17 protein-coding genes and 1 pseudogene are annotated in these 18,972 nt (G+C 52.2%); 4 read left to right on the top strand and 14 right to left on the bottom strand.

Going from position 1 to position 18,972, the window contains the following annotated elements:
* The first annotated feature begins 1 nt into the window (after window position 1).
* Window positions 2-2,086 carry a 4-alpha-glucanotransferase gene (malQ, locus tag PS053_RS12460; protein ID WP_044713760.1) on the top strand — a complete coding sequence of 695 codons (2,085 nt, stop codon included), beginning with the start codon at window positions 2-4 and terminating at the stop codon, window positions 2,084-2,086.
* A gap of 44 nt (window positions 2,087-2,130) precedes the next feature.
* Here the strand turns inward: malQ and gntT are convergent, their stop codons facing one another.
* The 3 genes from gntT to gntX all read right to left on the bottom strand — a co-directional run bounded on the left by gntT (window position 2,131) and on the right by gntX (window position 5,115).
* A complete protein-coding gene (gene gntT / locus PS053_RS12455) occupies window positions 2,131-3,447 on the bottom strand; it encodes a gluconate transporter (protein WP_001131743.1) in 1,317 nt (438 codons plus the stop codon).
* A 350-nt stretch (window positions 3,448-3,797) separates the two neighbouring features.
* A complete protein-coding gene (nfuA, locus tag PS053_RS12450; RefSeq protein ID WP_000619389.1) occupies window positions 3,798-4,373 on the bottom strand; it encodes a Fe-S biogenesis protein NfuA in 576 nt (191 codons plus the stop codon).
* A gap of 58 nt (window positions 4,374-4,431) precedes the next feature.
* Window positions 4,432-5,115 (bottom strand): DNA utilization protein GntX, encoded by a 684-nt coding sequence (gene gntX / locus PS053_RS12445; RefSeq protein WP_000958726.1) that lies wholly within the window; start codon window positions 5,113-5,115, stop codon window positions 4,432-4,434.
* A 37-nt stretch (window positions 5,116-5,152) separates the two neighbouring features.
* Here gntX and bioH point away from each other — a divergent pair, with 37 nt between their 5' ends.
* Window positions 5,153-5,923, top strand: a complete 771-nt coding sequence (bioH, locus tag PS053_RS12440; protein WP_001060061.1) for a pimeloyl-ACP methyl ester esterase BioH — start codon at window positions 5,153-5,155, stop codon at window positions 5,921-5,923.
* Between the two features lie 103 nt (window positions 5,924-6,026).
* On the opposite strand, the pseudogene PS053_RS23170 reads toward bioH, so the two are convergent.
* The 6 genes and pseudogenes from PS053_RS23170 to greB all read right to left on the bottom strand — a co-directional run.
* Window positions 6,027-6,197: pseudogene (locus tag PS053_RS23170) on the bottom strand (Rpn family recombination-promoting nuclease/putative transposase); the annotation flags it as partial.
* A 118-nt stretch (window positions 6,198-6,315) separates the two neighbouring features.
* Complete coding sequence (gene feoC / locus PS053_RS12430) at window positions 6,316-6,552, bottom strand: [Fe-S]-dependent transcriptional repressor FeoC (protein WP_000157582.1); 237 nt, start codon at window positions 6,550-6,552, stop codon at window positions 6,316-6,318.
* 10 nt (window positions 6,553-6,562) lie between these two features.
* Complete coding sequence (gene feoB / locus PS053_RS12425; RefSeq protein ID WP_025238193.1) at window positions 6,563-8,884, bottom strand: Fe(2+) transporter permease subunit FeoB; 2,322 nt, start codon at window positions 8,882-8,884, stop codon at window positions 6,563-6,565.
* A 16-nt stretch (window positions 8,885-8,900) separates the two neighbouring features.
* Window positions 8,901-9,128 (bottom strand): ferrous iron transporter A, encoded by a 228-nt coding sequence (gene feoA / locus PS053_RS12420; protein WP_001200455.1) that lies wholly within the window; start codon window positions 9,126-9,128, stop codon window positions 8,901-8,903.
* Between the two features lie 502 nt (window positions 9,129-9,630).
* Window positions 9,631-11,952, bottom strand: a complete 2,322-nt coding sequence (locus PS053_RS12415; protein ID WP_273774088.1) for a Tex family protein — start codon at window positions 11,950-11,952, stop codon at window positions 9,631-9,633.
* Between the two features lie 96 nt (window positions 11,953-12,048).
* Complete coding sequence (greB, locus tag PS053_RS12410) at window positions 12,049-12,525, bottom strand: transcription elongation factor GreB (RefSeq protein ID WP_000856740.1); 477 nt, start codon at window positions 12,523-12,525, stop codon at window positions 12,049-12,051.
* A gap of 227 nt (window positions 12,526-12,752) precedes the next feature.
* Between greB and ompR the strand changes: the two genes are divergently transcribed.
* Both ompR and envZ read left to right on the top strand, forming a co-directional pair.
* Window positions 12,753-13,472, top strand: a complete 720-nt coding sequence (gene ompR, locus PS053_RS12405) for an osmolarity response regulator transcription factor OmpR (RefSeq protein ID WP_001157747.1) — start codon at window positions 12,753-12,755, stop codon at window positions 13,470-13,472.
* Window positions 13,469-14,821, top strand: coding sequence for a two-component system sensor histidine kinase EnvZ (gene envZ / locus PS053_RS12400; protein ID WP_001253712.1), 1,353 nt, complete (start codon window positions 13,469-13,471; stop codon window positions 14,819-14,821). Before ompR ends, envZ begins: the two co-directional genes overlap by 4 nt.
* Before the next feature lie 31 nt (window positions 14,822-14,852).
* Here envZ and nadS read toward each other — a convergent pair whose 3' ends face one another.
* From nadS to hslR, 5 genes are all read right to left on the bottom strand, one after another.
* Window positions 14,853-15,149, bottom strand: coding sequence for a NadS family protein (gene nadS, locus PS053_RS12395; RefSeq protein ID WP_000650976.1), 297 nt, complete (start codon window positions 15,147-15,149; stop codon window positions 14,853-14,855).
* Window positions 15,150-15,207: 58 nt separating this feature from the next.
* Entirely contained in the window at window positions 15,208-15,525 is a 318-nt protein-coding gene (locus PS053_RS12390; RefSeq protein ID WP_000493756.1) for a type II toxin-antitoxin system RelE/ParE family toxin, read from the bottom strand.
* A gap of 116 nt (window positions 15,526-15,641) precedes the next feature.
* Window positions 15,642-17,264, bottom strand: a complete 1,623-nt coding sequence (gene pckA, locus PS053_RS12385; protein ID WP_149477392.1) for a phosphoenolpyruvate carboxykinase (ATP) — start codon at window positions 17,262-17,264, stop codon at window positions 15,642-15,644.
* A 393-nt stretch (window positions 17,265-17,657) separates the two neighbouring features.
* Window positions 17,658-18,536 carry an Hsp33 family molecular chaperone HslO gene (gene hslO, locus PS053_RS12380; RefSeq protein ID WP_024164661.1) on the bottom strand — a complete coding sequence of 293 codons (879 nt, stop codon included), beginning with the start codon at window positions 18,534-18,536 and terminating at the stop codon, window positions 17,658-17,660.
* 24 nt (window positions 18,537-18,560) lie between these two features.
* Window positions 18,561-18,962 (bottom strand): ribosome-associated heat shock protein Hsp15, encoded by a 402-nt coding sequence (gene hslR, locus PS053_RS12375; protein WP_000660487.1) that lies wholly within the window; start codon window positions 18,960-18,962, stop codon window positions 18,561-18,563.
* Window positions 18,963-18,972: the final 10 nt, after the last annotated feature.

Here is an 18,972-nt window from a genome sequence, read left to right as displayed (position 1 = left end):
GATGGAAAGCAAACGTCTGGATAATGCCGCGCTGGCGGCGGGGATCAGCCCCAATTACATCAATGCCCACGGTAAACCGCAGTCGATTAGCGCCGAAACCAAACGGCGTTTGCTTGACGCGATGCATCAACGTACCGCCACGAAAGTGGCGGTAACGCCTGTCCCCAATGTCATGGTTTATACCGTCGGTAAAAAAATGCCGATGGCGGTGGAGGGCAACGGTGAATATAGCTGGCTGTTGACCACCGAAGAAGGAACGCAGTACAAGGGCCACGTGAGTGGAGGTAAAACATTCAACCTCCCCGCGAGGCTGCCAGAAGGGTATCACAGCCTGACGCTCACTCAGGACGAACAGCGTTCTCACTGCCGGGTGATTGTCGCGCCTAAACGTTGCTACGAACCGCAGGCGTTGCTGAATAAACAAAAGCTGTGGGGCGCTTGCGTTCAGCTTTATACACTGCGATCTGAAACAAATTGGGGAATAGGTGACTTTGGCGATCTCAAATCCATGTTGGTGGATGTGGCGAAACGCGGCGGATCGTTTATCGGCCTGAACCCGATTCATGCGCTTTACCCGGCAAATCCAGAAAGTGCCAGTCCCTATAGCCCGTCTTCTCGCCGCTGGTTGAACGTGATTTATATCGACGTTAACGGCGTTGAGGATTTTCAACTTAGCGAAGAGGCACAAGCCTGGTGGCAAATGCCAACCACTCAACGGACGCTGCAACAAGCGCGGGATGCTGACTGGGTCGATTATTCTACCGTCACCGCCTTGAAAATGACGGCGTTGCGAATGGCATGGAAAGGATTCTCGCTACGAGATGATGAGCAAATGGCGGCATTTCGTCAGTTTGTCGCAGAACAGGGAGACAGCCTGTTCTGGCAGGCCGCATTTGATGCGTTACACGCCCAGCAAGTGAAAGAAGACGAAATGCGCTGGGGCTGGCCGGCGTGGCCGCAGGCATATCAGAACGTAGACTCGCCAGAGGTGCGTCAGTTCTGCGAAGAACATCGTGATGATGTCGATTTTTATCTCTGGTTGCAGTGGCTGGCTTACAGCCAGTTTGCCGCCTGCTGGGAGATAAGCCAGGGCTATGAAATGCCGATTGGTTTGTACCGCGACCTGGCGGTTGGTGTAGCGGAAGGCGGGGCGGAAACCTGGTGTGACCGTGAACTGTATTGCCTGAAAGCATCGGTTGGCGCGCCGCCGGATATCCTCGGCCCGTTGGGGCAGAACTGGGGATTGCCGCCGATGGACCCACATATCATCACCGCGCGCGCCTATGCGCCGTTTATCGAGCTGCTGCGCGCCAATATGCAAAACTGCGGCGCGTTGCGAATTGACCATGTGATGTCGATGCTGCGTTTGTGGTGGATACCGTATGGCGAGACGGCGGATCAGGGGGCGTATGTTCACTATCCGGTGGATGATCTGCTCTCAATTCTGGCGCTTGAAAGTAAGCGTCATCGCTGCATGGTGATTGGCGAAGATCTCGGCACAGTGCCAGTAGAGATAGTCGGTAAGCTGCGAAGTAGCGGTGTTTACTCCTACAAAGTGCTCTATTTCGAAAACGATCACGAGAAGACGTTCCGCGCGCCGAAAGCGTATCCAGAGCAGTCGATGGCAGTTGCGGCGACGCATGACTTGCCAACACTGCGCGGTTATTGGGAAAGCGGAGATTTAACGCTGGGCAAAACGCTGGGTCTGTACCCGGATGACGTGGTGCTGCGTGGTTTGTATCAGGATCGTGAACTGGCGAAGCAAGGGTTGCTGGATGCGCTGCATAAATATGGCTGCCTGCCCAAACGTGCCGGGCATAAGGCATCCTTGATGTCGATGACGCCGATGCTTAGCCGTGGCTTGCAGCGTTACATCGCCGACAGTAACAGCGCCCTGTTAGGGCTACAGCCAGAAGACTGGCTGGATATGGCCGAACCGGTCAATATTCCCGGCACCAGTTACCAGTACAAAAACTGGCGACGCAAACTTTCCGTAACGCTTGAAAAGATGTTTGCCGATGATGGCGTGAACAAGTTGCTGAAGGATTTGGACAGACGGCGCAGGGCGGCAGCGAAGAAGAAGTAGAGTGCGGTTGATGCCGGATGCGGCGCATCCGGCAGTCAGTGTTATCAAATCACCATATTCAGCAGCAGACAGCCTACCAGACCGCACACTGAGATAATGGTTTCCAGCATCGACCAGGACTTGATAGTCTCGCCGATAGTCAGGTTAAAGTACTCTTTGAACAGCCAGAAGCCCGGATCGTTCACGTGAGAGAAAATTACACTACCGGAGCCGACGGCGATAACCATTAGTTCTGGGCTAACACCCGTCGTTGCAATCAGCGGTGCCGCGATACCCCCCGCAGTGATTGCCGCAACGGTTGCAGAACCCAACGCGATACGCAGTACTGCGGCAATCGACCAGGCCATCAGCAGCGGAGAAATGTTGGTTTCATGCATCATGGAGGCGATGTATTTGTCCACACCGCTGTCTACCAGCACCTGCTTGAATGCACCGCCGCCACCGATGATCAACAGCATCATCGCGATGATTTTGATGGAAGAAACCAGCGTATCGTTAATCTGATCCATCGAACGACCGCGGTTCAGACCAAAGGTGAACATCGCAATCAGCACCGCAATCAGCGTTGCCATTACCGGGTCACCTAAGAACTCTGCTACCGGCAGGAAAGCGTGGCCTTTCGGCAGGATCATTTCAGCAATGGCGCGCATCGCCATCAGCACAACGGGTACCAGAGAAGTCCAGACGCTGACGCCAAAGCTCGGCATCTCTTCTTCACTAAACGTTTTCGCGCTGTACAGACCTTCCGGGATCGGCTTATCAATACCTTTCAGCACGCGGGCATAAACCGGACCTGCAAGAATAACGGTTGGGATTGCCAGAATAGTGCCGTACAACAGGGTTTTACCCATATCGGCATTGAAAATGGTGGCAATTGCGGTCGGGCCTGGGTGTGGCGGCAGGAAACCGTGAGTAACAGACAGCGCAGCCGCCATCGGCACACCAACGTACAACAGCGGGATATTGGCGGCGGCAGCGATGGTAAACACCAGCGGCAGCATCAGCACAAAGCCCACTTCATAGAACAGAGCAAAACCGACGGTAAAACCGGTCAATACTACCGCCCACTGAATATGCTTCTTACCAAATTTGGCAATCAGTGTCGTAGCGATACGTTGTGCGCCACCACAGTCTGCCAGCATTTTGCCCAGCATTGCGCCAAAACCCATGATCAGGGCAAGACTACCGAGCGTACCACCGACACCGGCTTTGATTGAGCCAATTACTTTATCCAGCGGCATACCTTGCATTAATCCGACAGCAAGCGCCACCAGGACGAGGGCGATGAAACCGTTCATTTTGAAGCGGATCATCAGGAGTAATAACAAGATTACACCGATAGCAACAATGACTAATGGCATGATTTACCTGGCCTTTAATTTGTTATGGGTAACGTCAGGTTTCTGACGACAAATCCTGGTTGTCCCAACTGAGAACAGAGATATCACGGCACCACGGCTGATGACTCCTAAAACGAATTAGTGCCGTCAGATGTTATGAGTGTGTTTGGTGCCCACGCGAATGATACGGGTAACATTACATGCTTGAGAATCGCCAGAGTGGGGTAAATTTAAATTATGAGACGCAGGTCAAATTATCGTGGGGAAATGAAGGAATTGGATTGTTGGAGTAAAACAATGACACAGGTTTCATTCAGGCCCGACAGGACGTTTTAGCGTCGTATCGGGCAGGCGACAAAAGAGGAGAAAATTTAGTAGTAAGAGTGCTCGCCGCGCTGGTGCTCGGTGAGATCGCGTACACCTTTCAGCTCAGGGAATTCGTTCAGCAATTGCTTTTCGATGCCTTCTTTCAGGGTGACGTCTACCATTGAACAACCGTTACAGCCGCCGCCAAATTGTAGAATGGCATAACCGTCTTCGGTGATTTCCATCAGCGAAACGCGACCGCCGTGGCCTGCAAGCTGCGGGTTAATCTGCGATTGCAGCATATACTCCACGCGCTCCATTAGCGGTGCGTCGTCTGCTACTTTACGCATTTTGGCATTTGGGGCTTTCAGTGTTAATTGAGAACCTAACTGGTCGGTAACGAAGTCGATCTCTGCATCTTCCAGGTATGGTGCGCTTAACTCATCAACATACGCGGTCAGCAGGTCAAATTTCAGGGCGGTGTCGGTCGCTTCTACGGCGTCCGGCGGACAATAAGAAACACCGCATTCAGCGTTAGGCGTGCCGGGATTGATCACAAATACGCGGATTTGTGTCCCTTCTTCCTGGTTTGCCAGCAGTTTGGCAAAGTGCGCTTGTGCAGCATCGGAAATACGGATCATAGTAATGGCCTAATAGTTGACTATTTTAGTTGGTTATAATACGCCCATCATCGAGGCTCTACAAGGTTCGACAAAGGCACCAGACCTGGACAGTTGCCGCACCATTGCGTAAAAGCAACTGCGCAATCTCTGCGACGGTACTTCCGGTGGTGACGACATCATCCACAATCACCATATGGAGACCTTGCACGGGCAATTCAAGGCGAAAGGCATTTTTCAGGTTGCGCTTGCGCAGGCGGGCGTTGAGAAAATGCTGAGTTGCTGTGGCTCTTGTACGCGTGACGGCTTCGCTATCCCATTGACAGTGCAGCCAGTGCGATAACGGTTGGCAAAGCAAATCGCTCTGATTAAACCCCCGTCGCCAGTGCCGATGTCGCCACAACGGTACGCTGACGAGGCGATCCGGTAGTTGCAGCCCGCTGGTCCGGCGGGCGTGTAAGACCGCCAGTAGTAACAGACGCGAAAGCGCGCTGGCGATTTCACTGCGCTGCGAAAATTTAAGCTGATGGATGAGTGGGCTTAAGGGCGGCGTATAGCTGGATACGGTGATCAGACGCTGCCACGGCGGCGGTTTTTTCAGGCAGCGGCCACAGGGGAGAGCGATGTGTGCCGTTGGTAACCCGCACTGCGGGCACAGCATTTCATGTTTATGTGCGGCATGTGAGCAGACCGAACAAATTCCCCAATGGCCTAGCGCCAGCGGCATTCGGCATAGCCAGCATAATCCAGGTACTGTTAGCATATGTTCATCCTTGTTAGTCAAAAGAGAACAATAGCGGATGAATAACATCTGGTGGCAGACCAAAGGTCAGGGGAATGTTCATCTTGTGCTGTTGCACGGATGGGGATTGAATGCCGAAGTGTGGCGTTGCATAGACGAGGAACTTAGCTCGCATTTTACGTTGCATCTTGTTGATCTCCCCGGTTTCGGGCGCAGCCAGGGATTCGGCGCCATGTCGCTTGCCGACATGGCGGAAGTCGTGCTGCAGCAGGCACCAGATAACGCCATCTGGCTGGGCTGGAGTCTGGGCGGGCTGGTGGCAAGCCAAATTGCGTTGACCCATCCTGAGCGTGTCCAGGCACTGGTCACCGTGGCGTCGTCGCCGTGCTTCAGCGCTCGCGAAGAGTGGCCGGGGATAAAACCGGATGTGCTGGCGGGCTTCCAGCAGCAGCTCAGTGAAGATTTTCAACGGACGGTGGAACGGTTCCTTGCACTACAAACCATGGGTACAGAAACGGCACGCCAGGATGCACGAGCGCTGAAGAAAACCGTGCTGGCATTACCGATGCCGGAGGTTGAAGTACTCAATGGCGGACTGGAAATTCTGAAAATGGTCGATCTCCGTCAACCGCTGAAAAATGTACAAATGCCGTTTTTGCGATTGTATGGGTATCTTGATGGTCTGGTACCGCGCAAAGTGGTGCCGATGCTGGATGAACTCTGGCCTCACAGCGAGTCATACATCTTCGCCAAAGCGGCCCATGCACCGTTTATTTCGCATCCAGACGAGTTTTGTCAACAGTTGGTGGCGTTGAAGCAGAGGGTGTAGGCAGTATTTGAAATAGCGAGGCAAAAATCTACTGACTCGTCGCAACCAACTCGTCTTCTGACCGCCCGGTAAAGTGTATGATGCCCGCAAGAGGGACTCTGGATTGCAGCATTCTTTTGGCGATATCCAGGGTTTCCATGCGTCGGTCCAATAAATAACTAATCAGGTAACCAATAAGGTATTTCATCGACCACAACACGTCGGAATAGCTTTCACGCAGATCGTCATCAATAAAACTGCTCGACTCCAGTTTGAGTGTTTTCATCCCTGCGAGACGCCTTCAGAGGAACTTATGCTCTGCTGCAAGAGTTGCATTTTTATGGAAAGCGACACGCAAAAAAGCCCGGTAGCAAACGCATACCGGGCTTTTCAAAACAGGCGATGGAACAAGGTTAACGCAATGCCCACCACTCGCGCAGACAGGCTTTGCCTTCCGGGCAGCTTTTGCAACTGCCGGAGAGACAGCCATCAGGTTCTTCCTGAATTCGCACGGCTTTGCCCATACTTTCCAGTTGTTGCAGCATGGCGTTAATCATCGGCTGCGGGGTGTTCAGCGTCTGGCTAATCTGGGCCGCGTCCATACGGCCCCGTAACGCCAGCAAATCACGCACCTGAATGAGCGAAGCCATTGCTGTGTCCTTAGTGGCAATCGCCAGTGGTGCTGGCAGCGCAGCAACTGCTTACTGATTTGCGCGTTGCCAGCAGTTCGATATCTACCCGGCTACGCGCGCGGCGCAGCAGGCCGATGACCGCGATGTTAAACAGAACAACCGCCAGAATGCACACCAGACTGTAGGTTGGGTGCTGGCTGTAGCTGGCGACCTGATAGAACAGGGTGGCGAGTGAGTAAGCGATATTCAGCCCCCACAGAATGGAGAAGCCCATCCAGCCACGGCTGGATTCACGAGCGATAGCCCCCATCACCGAGATGCACGGAACATACAGCAGGACAAAAATCAGATAACTGTATGCTGCTGCCGCGCTGCCGAATTTCTCATCCATCACGCCCATTGCCCCGGTGCCCATTTCGCCGTCGCCTTTGCTGGCTTCAATCGGGTTCGCCAGTACGCTAAGGCTGAAGGTATCTTTCAGGCTTTGCCAGGTTTCATCTACTGCGCCTGACAGCTCTTCTCCGAGGTTAAATTCTGCTGGATTGAATTCTTCATCCTGAATATTTTCCGCGGTGTAGAGGGTATTGAGCGTACCCACCACCACTTCTTTCGCCATGGCGCCCGTAAACAGGCCAACCGTTGCCTGCCAGTTATCTTCATGTACGCCAATTGGCTTGAAGACCGGGGTAATCACACGGCTGACAGAGGCCAGCGCCGAGTCGTTAATGTTGTCGACGATTTTCCCGCTCAGTGAGAAGCTGTTGAAGGCGCTAAGGAAAACGCTGACGACGATGATCACTTTACCTGCACGCAGAACAAAGCCTTTCAGGCGCTGCCAGGTCTGGATAATCAGACTTTTAACGTGCGGTACGTGGTAGACAGGCAGTTCCATCACAAACGGCGTCGCTTCGCCGCGCATGATGGTGTATTTGAGCATCAGCCCCGTCAGCACTGCCATCACAATACCGATAACGTACAGTGAGAATACCGCCAGTGCGCCATTCTGCCCGAAGAAGGCGGCCGCAAATACCGCGAAGATGGCCAGACGCGCGCCGCAGGACATAAACGGCGCCATCATGATGGTCATCAGGCGTTCACGCGGGGCATCAAGAGTTCGTGCCCCCATCACCGACGGTACGTTACAGCCAAAACCGACGATCAACGGTACAAAGGATTTTCCCGGCAAGCCCAGCGCCTGCATCAGACGGTCCATTACAAACGCCGCACGCGCCATATACCCGGAGTCCTCAAGGAAGGAGAGGAACAGGTACATCATGCCAATCTGCGGCACCAACGGCAGCACGGTGTTAATACCGCCGCCAAGCCCCTGGGCGAGGAAGATAGTCAGCCAGTCCGGGAAGTGGAGTGTGTAGCCAATCCACTGAATACCATGTACAAACAGCGCCACAGAACCGACATCAAACAGTGGCTGTAATGCGCCGCCGATGTTGATGGCAAGCAGGAACATCAGGTACATGACGAACAGGAAAATCGGCAGACCGAGGAAACGGTTAAGCACGATTTTATCCACCGCGGTAGTAAAACGGCTGGGTTCTGCCGTCAGAGTGTTGCTTACCACATCACAGATAGCTGCAATGCACTGGTAGCGAGCATCAGCAATGTGCAATGCCGGATCGTCCATTTCATTACGCAGACGGGCGAGGGCGGCATCCAGATGCTGCGACGCTTCACCGGCATAGGCACGGCTGTAAATATCGCCTTCCAGCATTTGTAGGCCCAGCCAGTGACGGTGTTTAAGCGGGATGTCAGACGGCATCACTTTTGCCAGCGCGTCAGCTTCATTGATGAGCGGCTGAGCATAATGCACCAGCTCCACATCCTCGTTGGCTTTATAGCGATCGACCGCCAGTTTCAGTGCTTCAATTCCTCGACCACGAGTGGAGACCAGTGGGATCACCGGGCAACCAAGACGTGCTGCCAGCGCATCAATGTCAATGCGAATATTTTGCTTTTCGGCAATATCGAGCATGTTTAGCGCCACAATGCACGGAATGCCGAGTTCCAGCAGTTGCAGCGTCAGGTAAAGGTTACGCTCAAGGTTTGAAGCGTCTACCACGTTAATCAGCAGATCGGCGTCGCCGCTCAAAATGTAGTGACAGGCGATTTGCTCATCCAGTGAGGTCTGCGATGAGATAGTGGTTAGAGAGTAGGTGCCTGGTAGGTCCACCAGTGTGACCTGATGATCGGTGGTGGAGAACAGCCCCTCTTTACGTTCGACGGTCACGCCAGCCCAGTTTCCCACGCGCTGACGTGCGCCAGTGAGCTGGTTAAATAAGGTGGTCTTGCCAGAGTTTGGATTACCAATTAAGCCAATGGTTAATTTTTTCATTGTTGTTATCACCGTATTAACAGGAAACAGCTTCCACTTCTAATAAGGCCAGATCTTTTTTCCGTAATACCAGGCTCACACGACGAGTTTCGATATGAATGGGGTCGCCGAGTGGCGCGACACGCACCACATTAAAAGAAGAGCCGGGTAACATGCCAAGAGAAAGCAGCTTCTGACGATATGCCGGGCTGATTTCACGGGAAAAGCCAGTGATTTTCCACGCAGTATCTGGAGTGTATTGCATAGGTGCCTACTTGTTTCTCATTAACTGGATAACTACCTCATGGGGCGTTTGACAGCGACATGAGACCAGATGATTTGCCAACGAAGGGGAGAGATTAAATAATCAACAGCACAATGATAATGAGAATGGTTTCTATCAGCAATACTTAAAATGTGTGCGAATGTTGGTTTAGATAATAATCTGACTCAATGTTGATGTGGCTCAAGGTTATATCTGGGTAGAGATATAATTCGGATAGCGAATTATTATGGCTGTTCAATGTTTTGTTAATGTTTTAATTGTTAATGTTGTGATAAATATTGACGAAATGTTGTGTGAGTTTGGCTGTGGAATAAAAATGCCGGAGATATCAGATTGCTGACAAAGTGCGTTTTGTCCTGCCAGATGCGGCATGAACGCCTTATCGAGCCTACGATTTCGCACAAATTTAAATAACAATGATTGAACCGTAGGCCCGATAAGCTTGCGCATCGGGCAAATTTACGTTTGCCCATCAGAGCGATTAACGTTTTTTCCCCATTGCCGCTGCCAGCGCATCCATCATTGCGCTATTACCGGCAGGTTGTGCATCACGACCGCGCGGTTTGGTTGCCGGGCGGTTGTTTTGCGGGCGATCGTTACCACCGCCGCGACGGACGTTGGTTTCACCTGGTTGCTCGTCCAGACGCATGGTCAGCGCGATACGTTTACGCTGAAGATCTACCTCCAGTACTTTCACCTTCACAATATCGCCCGCTTTCACCACGGTGTGCGGATCTTCCACAAACTTATTCGACAAGGAAGAGATGTGAACCAGGCCGTCCTGATGCACGCCGATATCGACAAATGCGCCAAAGTTAGTGACGTTGGTGACTGCGCCTTCCAGAATCATGCCCGGTTGTAAGTCGTTCATCGTCTCGACGCCATCAGCAAACTGGGCTGTTTTAAATTCTGGACGCGGATCGCGACCTGGCTTTTCCAGTTCTTTGATGATGTCAGTCACCGTCGGTACACCGAACTTCTCATCGGTGAAATCCGAGGCTTTCAGGTTACGCAGTTCGCTGCTGTTGCCCATCAGATCTTTCAGCGCCTGTTGCGTTGCCGCCAGAATGCGTTCCACCACCGGATAGGCTTCCGGGTGAACGGTGGAGGCGTCCAGTGGGTTATCGCCGTGGTTAATACGCAGGAAGCCCGCACACTGTTCGAAGGCTTTTGGCCCCAGACGGCTCACTTTTAACAGTTGTTGACGGTTTTTGAATAGCCCGTTCTCATCGCGCCAGGCCACGATGTTTTGCGCCATCATACGCGTCAGGCCAGCCACGCGAGTTAACAGCGGAACGGATGCCGTGTTGAGATCGACGCCAACGGCGTTTACACAATCTTCCACTACCGCATCCAGCTTGCGGGCCAGTTGCGTCTGGCTGACGTCATGCTGGTACTGACCCACGCCGATAGATTTCGGATCGATTTTTACCAGCTCTGCCAGTGGATCCTGCAAACGGCGGGCGATAGATACTGCGCCACGCAGAGAAACATCGAGATCCGGGAATTCCTGCGCCGCCAGTTCGGAAGCGGAGTAAACTGATGCGCCTGCTTCGCTGACGATCACTTTCTGCGCAGTGACTTTCGGGAACTGTTTCTGTACGTCGAGATAGAAACGTTCTGTCTCGCGGGAAGCCGTACCGTTGCCGATCGCCACCAGTTCGACATTATGCTTTTCACACAGTGCGGCAACGGTCATCGCCGCTTTTGCGGCCTGCCCGGTGTGTGGATAAATGGTATCGGTCGCCACCAGTTTGCCGGTCGCATCGACTACCGCCACTTTGACGCCGGTACGCAGACCCGGATCGAGGCCCATTGTCGCACGCAGCCCGGCAGGAGCGGCCATCAGCAGATCGTGCAGGTTACGGGCAAAAACGTTAATCGCTTCATCTTCCGCACGTTCGCGCACGGTGCCCATCAACTCGGTTTCCAGATGCATCAGCACCTTGATGCGCCAGGTCCAGCTCACCACGCCTTTGCGCCAGCTATCTGCCGGAGCATTGTTCAGGCGCAGGCCGAGGTGATCGATGATGATTTGTTCGCAATAGCTCTCTTTCGGCGGCTCGTCGAACTGCGGATCGGCATTTAGCGAAAGCTGGAGTACGCCTTCGTTACGACCACGGAACATCGCCAGCGCGCGGTGAGAAGGCACCGTTGACAGCGGTTCGTGATGATCGAAATAATCGCGGAATTTCGCGCCTTCCTCTTCTTTACCACTCACTACAGTCGAGACGAGATGCGCGTTTTTCCATAGATAATCACGCACTTTCGCCAGCAGAGCGGCATCTTCCGCGAAGCGTTCCATCAGGATATAGCGCGCGCCGTCCAGCGCGGCTTTGGTATCTGCCACGCCTTTATCGGCATCAATAAATTGTGCGGCGGCGACTTCCGGCGTATGTGATGGATCGTTCCACAACAGGTCAGCCAGTGGTTCAAGGCCTGCTTCAATGGCGATTTGTCCACGGGTACGGCGTTTGGGTTTGTAGGGCAGATAGAGGTCTTCGAGTTCGGTTTTGCTCAAGGTGGCGTTGATGGCATTCGCCAGTTCGTTGGTGAGTTTACCTTGTTCGGAAATGGATTTGAGGATCGCCTGACGTCTCTCTTCCAGTTCGCGCAGGTAGCTCAGACGTGTTTCCAGATTACGCAATTGCGTGTCATCCAGACCGCCAGTGATTTCCTTACGATAGCGTGCGATAAACGGCACGGTATTTCCTTCGTCAAGCAGGCGAACGGCAGCGTCAACTTGTTCCGGGCGAGCCTGAATTTCACCCGCAATAATGCGGCAGAACGAATCATTCATCATGGTTTGAGTTCATCTATTCGGATCAAAAATCAGGGGATAGTTATACGGATTGGCTGGCAAAAATGCCAGCCAAAGGCAGGAGGTTAAGATTCTTCTTTACGGTTTCACGTATTCGATGGCATTAACGTACCAACTCGCCTCTCCGGCTGGGGTATTCACTATTGCCAGATCGCCCACCTCTTTTTTCAGCAACGCGCGGGCCATCGGGGAATCAATAGAGATGTAGTCCTTACGGCCAAAGATTTCATCGTAGCCAACAATACGGAAACGGTGAGTTACGCCATCGTCATTTTCAATCTCTACCCACGCGCCAAAAAAGACTTTGCCTTCCTGCTGTGGGGAGTAATCGACGATTTTGAGATTTTCCATGCATTTAGTGAGATAGCGCACACGGCGGTCGATTTCACGCAGGCGCTTTTTATTATACTGATAGTCAGCATTTTCGCTTCGGTCGCCCAGACTTGCGGCCCAGGTCACCTTCTTTGTGACCTCCGGGCGTTCTTCACGCCAGAGATAATTTAGCTCTTGTTTGAGTTTTTCATACCCTTCCCGGGTAACCAGGGGCGTTTTCATCTCGTTGATTCCCTTTGTCTGTTTGATAATGCGCACATTGGGTATAACGTGATCATATCAACAGAATCAATAATGTTTCGCCGAATAAATTGTATACTTAAGCTGCTGTTTAATATGCTTTGTAACAATTTAGGCTGAAATTCATACCAGATTTAGCTGGTGACGAACGTAAGCTTTTTTAAGAATACACGCTTACAAATTGTTGCGAACCTTTGGGAGTACAAACAATGCAAGAGAACTACAAGATTCTGGTGGTCGATGACGACATGCGCCTGCGTGCGCTGCTGGAACGTTATCTCACCGAACAAGGCTTCCAGGTTCGAAGCGTCGCTAATGCAGAACAGATGGATCGCCTGCTGACTCGTGAATCTTTCCATCTTATGGTACTGGATTTAATGTTACCTGGTGAAGATGGATTGTCGATTTGCCGACGTCTTCGTAGCCAGAGCAACCCGATGCCGATCATCATGGTGACGGCGAAAGGGGAAGAGGTTGACCGTATTGTTGGCCTGGAAATTGGTGCTGACGATTACATTCCCAAGCCGTTTAACCCCCGTGAGCTGTTGGCCCGTATCCGTGCGGTACTGCGTCGTCAGGCGAACGAGCTGCCAGGCGCGCCGTCACAGGAAGAAGCGGTGATTGCCTTCGGTAAGTTCAAACTTAACCTCGGTACGCGCGAGATGTTCCGCGACGATGAGCCGATGCCGCTTACCAGCGGTGAGTTTGCGGTACTGAAGGCGCTGGTCAGCCATCCGCGTGAGCCGCTCTCCCGCGATAAGTTAATGAACCTTGCCCGCGGTCGTGAATATTCTGCAATGGAACGTTCCATTGATGTGCAGATCTCGCGTTTGCGTCGTATGGTAGAAGAAGATCCGGCGCATCCGCGTTACATTCAGACCGTCTGGGGTCTGGGCTACGTCTTCGTACCGGACGGTTCTAAAGCATGAGGCGATTGCGCTTCTCGCCACGAAGTTCATTTGCTCGCACGTTATTGCTCATCGTCACCTTGCTGTTCGTCAGCCTGGTGACGACTTATCTGGTGGTGCTGAACTTCGCGATTTTGCCGAGCCTTCAGCAGTTTAATAAAGTCCTCGCGTACGAAGTGCGTATGTTGATGACCGATAAACTGCAACTGGAGGACGGCACGCAGTTGGTTGTGCCTCCCGCTTTCCGTCGGGAGATCTACCGTGAGCTGGGGATCTCTCTTTACTCCAACGAGGCCGCCGAAGAGGCAGGCCTGCGTTGGGCGCAACATTATGAATTCTTAAGCCATCAGATGGCGCAGCAACTGGGAGGCCCGACGGAAGTTCGTGTCGAGGTCAACAAGAGCTCGCCCGTCGTCTGGTTGAAAACTTGGCTGTCGCCCAATATCTGGGTGCGTGTGCCGCTGACCGAAATTCATCAGGGAGATTTCTCCCCGCTATTTCGCTATACATTGGCGATTATGTTGATGGCGATAGGCGGAGCGTGGTTATTTATACGTATTCAAAACCGCCCCCTGGTCGATCTCGAACATGCCGCTTTGCAGGTAGGTAAAGGGATTATTCCGCCGCCGCTACGTGAATATGGTGCATCGGAGGTGCGTTCGGTTACCCGCGCCTTTAACCATATGGCGGCTGGGGTAAAGCAACTGGCGGATGACCGTACGTTACTGATGGCGGGGGTCAGCCATGACCTGCGCACGCCGCTGACGCGTATTCGCCTGGCGACTGAAATGATGAGCGAGCAGGATGGCTATCTTGCAGAATCCATCAATAAGGATATTGAAGAGTGTAACGCCATCATTGAGCAGTTCATCGACTACCTGCGTACCGGGCAGGAGATGCCGATGGAATTGGCCGATCTTAATGCCGTGCTTGGTGAGGTGATTGCCGCTGAAAGCGGTTATGAGCGGGAAATTGAAACTGCGCTTTACCCCGGTAGCATTGAAGTGAAAATGCATCCATTGTCGATTAAACGCGCAGTGGCGAATATGGTGGTGAATGCTGCCCGTTACGGCAATGGCTGGATCAAGGTCAGCAGCGGCACCGAGCCGAATCGCGCCTGGTTCCAGGTAGAAGACGATGGTCCGGGTATTGCGCCAGAACAACGTAAGCACCTTTTCCAGCCGTTTGTCCGTGGCGACAGTGCGCGCACCATTAGCGGCACGGGGTTAGGGCTGGCGATTGTGCAGCGTATCGTGGACAACCATAACGGGATGCTGGAGCTTGGTACCAGTGAGCGGGGGGGGCTTTCCATTCGCGCCTGGCTGCCTGTGCCGGTAACGCGAGCGCAGGGCACGACAAAAGAAGGGTAAATAAAACGGGAGGCGCAGGTGCCCCCCGTTTTTAGATTGTTTTCAATTGATTGATAATGAAAGGATTCGCTTGCAAAAGCAGGAGCAATTTTCGGGGTGCTCCGGTAGGCTGACGGCGTTTGGTTTCCCAGCTTTTGACCAGGTCATAACTTACCCCTACGGCGACAGCAAAATCTTGCTGACGTAAACCCGTTGCTTCACGGATCGCTTTTACATCGATTTCGCTAAAAGTATGGACGTGCTCTGGTTCAGGCGTTTCTTCACCCTTTTCGATGCGTACCATTTCTTCTGCGCTGGCAAGAAGATCAGCAAATAATTCATCTTTCATCTGTTTCCAATGCCTCCGTTGGCGTTGCGGCCGTGATGGAATTTGTTGAGCTTCAACATTAAAGCAGCTTCTCGGACAATAGTTTCAATGCCTTTCTTTGTTCTTCTGTTAAATCATCCTGTTCATTTTTAGGATAAATCAACGCCAGATAAATTCGGCCATTGCGTGTCACATTGTAATAAATTATCCGAATACCACCCCGTTTCCCCATTCCAGAACGGTTCCAGCGAATTTTTCTGAAACTGCCTGTGCCCGCGATAATGTCACCGGCAGTGGGATCTTGAATGAGTAGTTCCTGAAAAGCCCGGAACTCATCATCAGGTAGCAATAACTGGCGGCGTTTGCTAAATCCTTGTAGTTCAATAAAGGTGAACATAATGCATCCTGCGGCCTATTGATAATTATAAGTGTACCGTGTACATATTGGTAGCTAATTAGATATAAAAAAACCCCTTATCCGTTTGGATAAGGGGTCAATGAGATATCAGCTGATTACAGCTTAGGACCAGCCGCTACCAGCGCGGCACCCGCAGGGGTGTCGGTGTATTTATCGAAGTTGTCGATAAACAGTTTCGCCAGCGTTTCGGCTTTTTCCTGCCACTGTTCCGGGGAAGCGTAGGTGTTACGCGGATCGAGGATCCTGGTGTCTACGCCCGGCAGTTCGGTTGGGATCGCCAGGTTAAACATCGGCAGAATGAAGGTTTCTGCGTTATCCAGCGAACCGTTGAGGATGGCGTCGATAATGGCGCGGGTATCTTTAATCGAAATACGTTTGCCAGTGCCGTTCCAGCCAGTGTTCACCAGATACGCCTGCGCGCCTGCGGCCTGCATACGTTTGACCAGCACTTCTGCGTACTGAGTCGGGTGCAGCGACAGGAATGCCGCGCCGAAACAGGCAGAGAAAGTTGGCGTTGGTTCGGTGATACCGCGTTCGGTGCCAGCCAGTTTGGCGGTGAAGCCAGAGAGGAAGTGGTACTGGGTTTGATCGGCAGTCAGACGAGAAACCGGCGGCAGCACACCAAAGGCGTCTGCGGTCAGGAAGATAACTTTAGTTGCGTGGCCTGCTTTGGAAACGGGCTTAACGATGTTATCGATATGGTAGATCGGATAAGAAACGCGGGTGTTCTCGGTTTTTGAACCATCATCAAAGTCGATAGTGCCATCTTCGCGCACGGTGACGTTTTCCAGCAGCGCATCGCGGCGGATAGCGTTGTAAATTTCAGGCTCCGCTTCTTTCGACAGTTTGATGGTTTTCGCGTAGCAGCCGCCTTCGAAGTTAAACACGCCGTCGTCATCCCAGCCGTGCTCGTCATCGCCAATCAGGCGGCGTTTCGGGTCGGTGGAAAGGGTGGTTTTACCAGTGCCGGAAAGACCGAAGAATACCGCAACATCACCTTTCTCGCCAACGTTGGCGGAGCAGTGCATGGAGGCAATACCTTTCAGCGGCAGCAGGTAGTTCATCATTGAGAACATCCCTTTCTTCATTTCCCCGCCGTACCAGGTGCCGCCAATCAATTGCATACGTTCGGTCAGGTTAAATGCCACGAAGTTTTCAGAGTTCAGGCCCTGCTCTTTCCACTGTGGGTTGGTGCATTTTGCACCGTTCATGACGATAAAGTCAGGTTTGAACCCTTCCAGCTCTTCATCGCTCGGGCGAATAAACATGTTTTTGACGAAATGCGCCTGCCAGGCCACTTCAGTAATAAAACGAACGGAAAGACGAGTATCCGGGTTAGCGCCACAGAAGGCATCTACAACGAACAGACGTTTGCCGGAAAGCTGTTTGGTCACCAGCCCTTTCAGATGCTGCCAGGTTTCAGGGGAGAGAGGTTTGTTGTCGTTCTTACCTTTGCCTTTGTCGGCCCACCAGAAAGTATCACGAGTGGTATCGTCACGAACGATATATTTATCTTTTGGTGAACGACCCGTGAAGATCCCAGTATCAACAGCAACAGCACCCAGATTAGTTAACACCCCGCGCTCATAACCGGTCAGGCTCGGGTCCAGCTCCTCCTGATACAGTAGATCGTAGCTTGGGTTGTAAACGATATCATGTACGTCACTGATACCATAAGCCTCGAGTTCTTGCGGGGTCAAACCATTGTTAACGCGCATTTCACTGCTCCTTAGCCAATATGTATTGCCTGAATAGTAAAGTCTTTTTGGGGGTGTTAACCGCGACAAGGCTCATAGATTTACGTATCTGGAGAAATTCATATTTGACAAAAAACTCCGTGATTCCTGTCACGAAACGGTTGATATTATCGCAGAAATGGCATTTTAGATGTAGAAAATGTTCTTAAAAGGTTAAAAAAAGGTATATTTGACGGGGATATTGTGACTGTAATCGCATTCACTAAAGAAAATCATGCAAATCAAACAGTAAACGTATCGATTCAACACGAGAAAAAAAAGCACTAAATGTGGTTTCACATTTTAGAATGTCTGGTGGGAATTTAGGAATGAGGTGGAGACGGCAAAGAATCTCCACCTTAAGGCTTCAGATAATTAGTGAACTTGCGGATCTGCTGGAGACGCGTTGTTACGAAGCTCTGCAATGTCCATGGCGTTGAACAGATAGTGGTTACCGCAGTAATCACAATGCATGTCAATTTCGCCTTCTTCAGCCAGGATGCTATCCACTTCTTCATTTGACAGCGTTTTTAGCGCGTCAGCGCAGCGCTCACGAGAACAGGTGCATTTGAACTCGACATCCTGCGGGTCGTAAACCGTTACTTCTTCTTCGTGATACAGACGCCACAAAACCTCGTTTGCCGGTAAAGTCAGCAGTTCTTCAGTTTTGATGGTTTCGGTCAGCGTTGCCAGGTGATTGAAGTCATCCTGTTGGGCATCTTGCGCTGGCATTACCTGTAACAACATACCGCCTGCAGCGGGTTTGCCGTCAACTTCGCCGGTGCGAATGAAAAGGCGTGTCGGTAGCTGTTCAGAGCGCATAAAGTAATCTTCCAGGCAGGCCGCCAGGGTATCGCCTTCCAGACCCACCACGCCCTGATAGCGTTCGCCTTCGCGCGGGGTAATCGTAATCACGACGTAACCATTCCCGACCAGTGTTTTCAGATCGGCATCTTCAGGGATCTCACCCTGTACACGCGCCACGCCGCGCATTTGTTGGTTGTTGTTACCGTTGATTACCGCCAGATTCATCGGGCCATCGCCTTGTAACTGAACGGTGATATCACCATCAAATTTCAGGGTGGCGGTCAGCAGGCTGGTCGCGACCAGCAATTCTGCCAGCACGTTTTTCACGGGTTGCGGATAATCGTGATTCTCAAGGATCTGTTGCAGGGTTTCCGAAACGGTCACCAGTTCGCCGCGTACGGCAAAGTTTTCAAACAGATAGCGATGTAATTGGTCATGTTGCGGCATAATCATCTCTCTTGCAGGTGACAGTTATTCACTGTCGCCATGTTTAAATCGTAACAGGTCGCGGCGCTCTTTTTTGTCCGGGCGTCGGTCCGGGTGCGGCATGGTTAAGGCATTAAGTTTACGTGCCAGCGCCATTTTTTCGCGTTTCTCTACACTTTCCGCAGTCTCTTCATACAGCAAGACCGCCTCGCTGGCGGGGCGACGTTGCTCAGTAATCGCCTTCACGATTACTGTTCGTTCGTCATTTCCCTGGCGCAGAGTGAGCGTGGCATTCAGCTCGACGATTTTGCTCGGCTTGCTGCGTTGCCCGTTGTAATGCACCTTACCGCCTTCAATCATTTCGCGGGCCAGCGCGCGGGTTTTATAAAAACGGGCGGCCCACAGCCATTTATCCAGTCGAACCTCAACAGCAGGTTTCTCTTTCATGGCGTCTCCT

The organism is Escherichia albertii, from assembly GCF_028622335.1.
In the GTDB taxonomy this organism is placed as follows: domain Bacteria; phylum Pseudomonadota; class Gammaproteobacteria; order Enterobacterales; family Enterobacteriaceae; genus Escherichia; species Escherichia albertii.
The sequence above is the reverse complement of the archived record's forward strand: the minus strand, read 5'-3'. Positions and strand labels throughout refer to the sequence as shown.

Bases quoted from the DNA above. Each gene is read 5' to 3' on its own strand.
- malQ (WP_044713760.1), top strand. From the start codon at position 2: ATGGAAAGCAAACGTCTGGATAATGCCGCGCTGGCGGCGGGGATCAGC.
- gntT (WP_001131743.1), bottom strand. From the start codon at position 3,447: ATGCCATTAGTCATTGTTGCTATCGGTGTAATCTTGTTATTACTCCTG.
- nfuA (WP_000619389.1), bottom strand. From the start codon at position 4,373: ATGATCCGTATTTCCGATGCTGCACAAGCGCACTTTGCCAAACTGCTG.
- gntX (WP_000958726.1), bottom strand. From the start codon at position 5,115: ATGCTAACAGTACCTGGATTATGCTGGCTATGCCGAATGCCGCTGGCG.
- bioH (WP_001060061.1), top strand. From the start codon at position 5,153: ATGAATAACATCTGGTGGCAGACCAAAGGTCAGGGGAATGTTCATCTT.
- feoC (WP_000157582.1), bottom strand. From the start codon at position 6,552: ATGGCTTCGCTCATTCAGGTGCGTGATTTGCTGGCGTTACGGGGCCGT.
- feoB (WP_025238193.1), bottom strand. From the start codon at position 8,884: ATGAAAAAATTAACCATTGGCTTAATTGGTAATCCAAACTCTGGCAAG.
- feoA (WP_001200455.1), bottom strand. From the start codon at position 9,128: ATGCAATACACTCCAGATACTGCGTGGAAAATCACTGGCTTTTCCCGT.
- PS053_RS12415 (WP_273774088.1), bottom strand. From the start codon at position 11,952: ATGATGAATGATTCGTTCTGCCGCATTATTGCGGGTGAAATTCAGGCT.
- greB (WP_000856740.1), bottom strand. From the start codon at position 12,525: ATGAAAACGCCCCTGGTTACCCGGGAAGGGTATGAAAAACTCAAACAA.
- ompR (WP_001157747.1), top strand. From the start codon at position 12,753: ATGCAAGAGAACTACAAGATTCTGGTGGTCGATGACGACATGCGCCTG.
- envZ (WP_001253712.1), top strand. From the start codon at position 13,469: ATGAGGCGATTGCGCTTCTCGCCACGAAGTTCATTTGCTCGCACGTTA.
- nadS (WP_000650976.1), bottom strand. From the start codon at position 15,149: ATGAAAGATGAATTATTTGCTGATCTTCTTGCCAGCGCAGAAGAAATG.
- PS053_RS12390 (WP_000493756.1), bottom strand. From the start codon at position 15,525: ATGTTCACCTTTATTGAACTACAAGGATTTAGCAAACGCCGCCAGTTA.
- pckA (WP_149477392.1), bottom strand. From the start codon at position 17,264: ATGCGCGTTAACAATGGTTTGACCCCGCAAGAACTCGAGGCTTATGGT.
- hslO (WP_024164661.1), bottom strand. From the start codon at position 18,536: ATGCCGCAACATGACCAATTACATCGCTATCTGTTTGAAAACTTTGCC.
- hslR (WP_000660487.1), bottom strand. From the start codon at position 18,962: ATGAAAGAGAAACCTGCTGTTGAGGTTCGACTGGATAAATGGCTGTGG.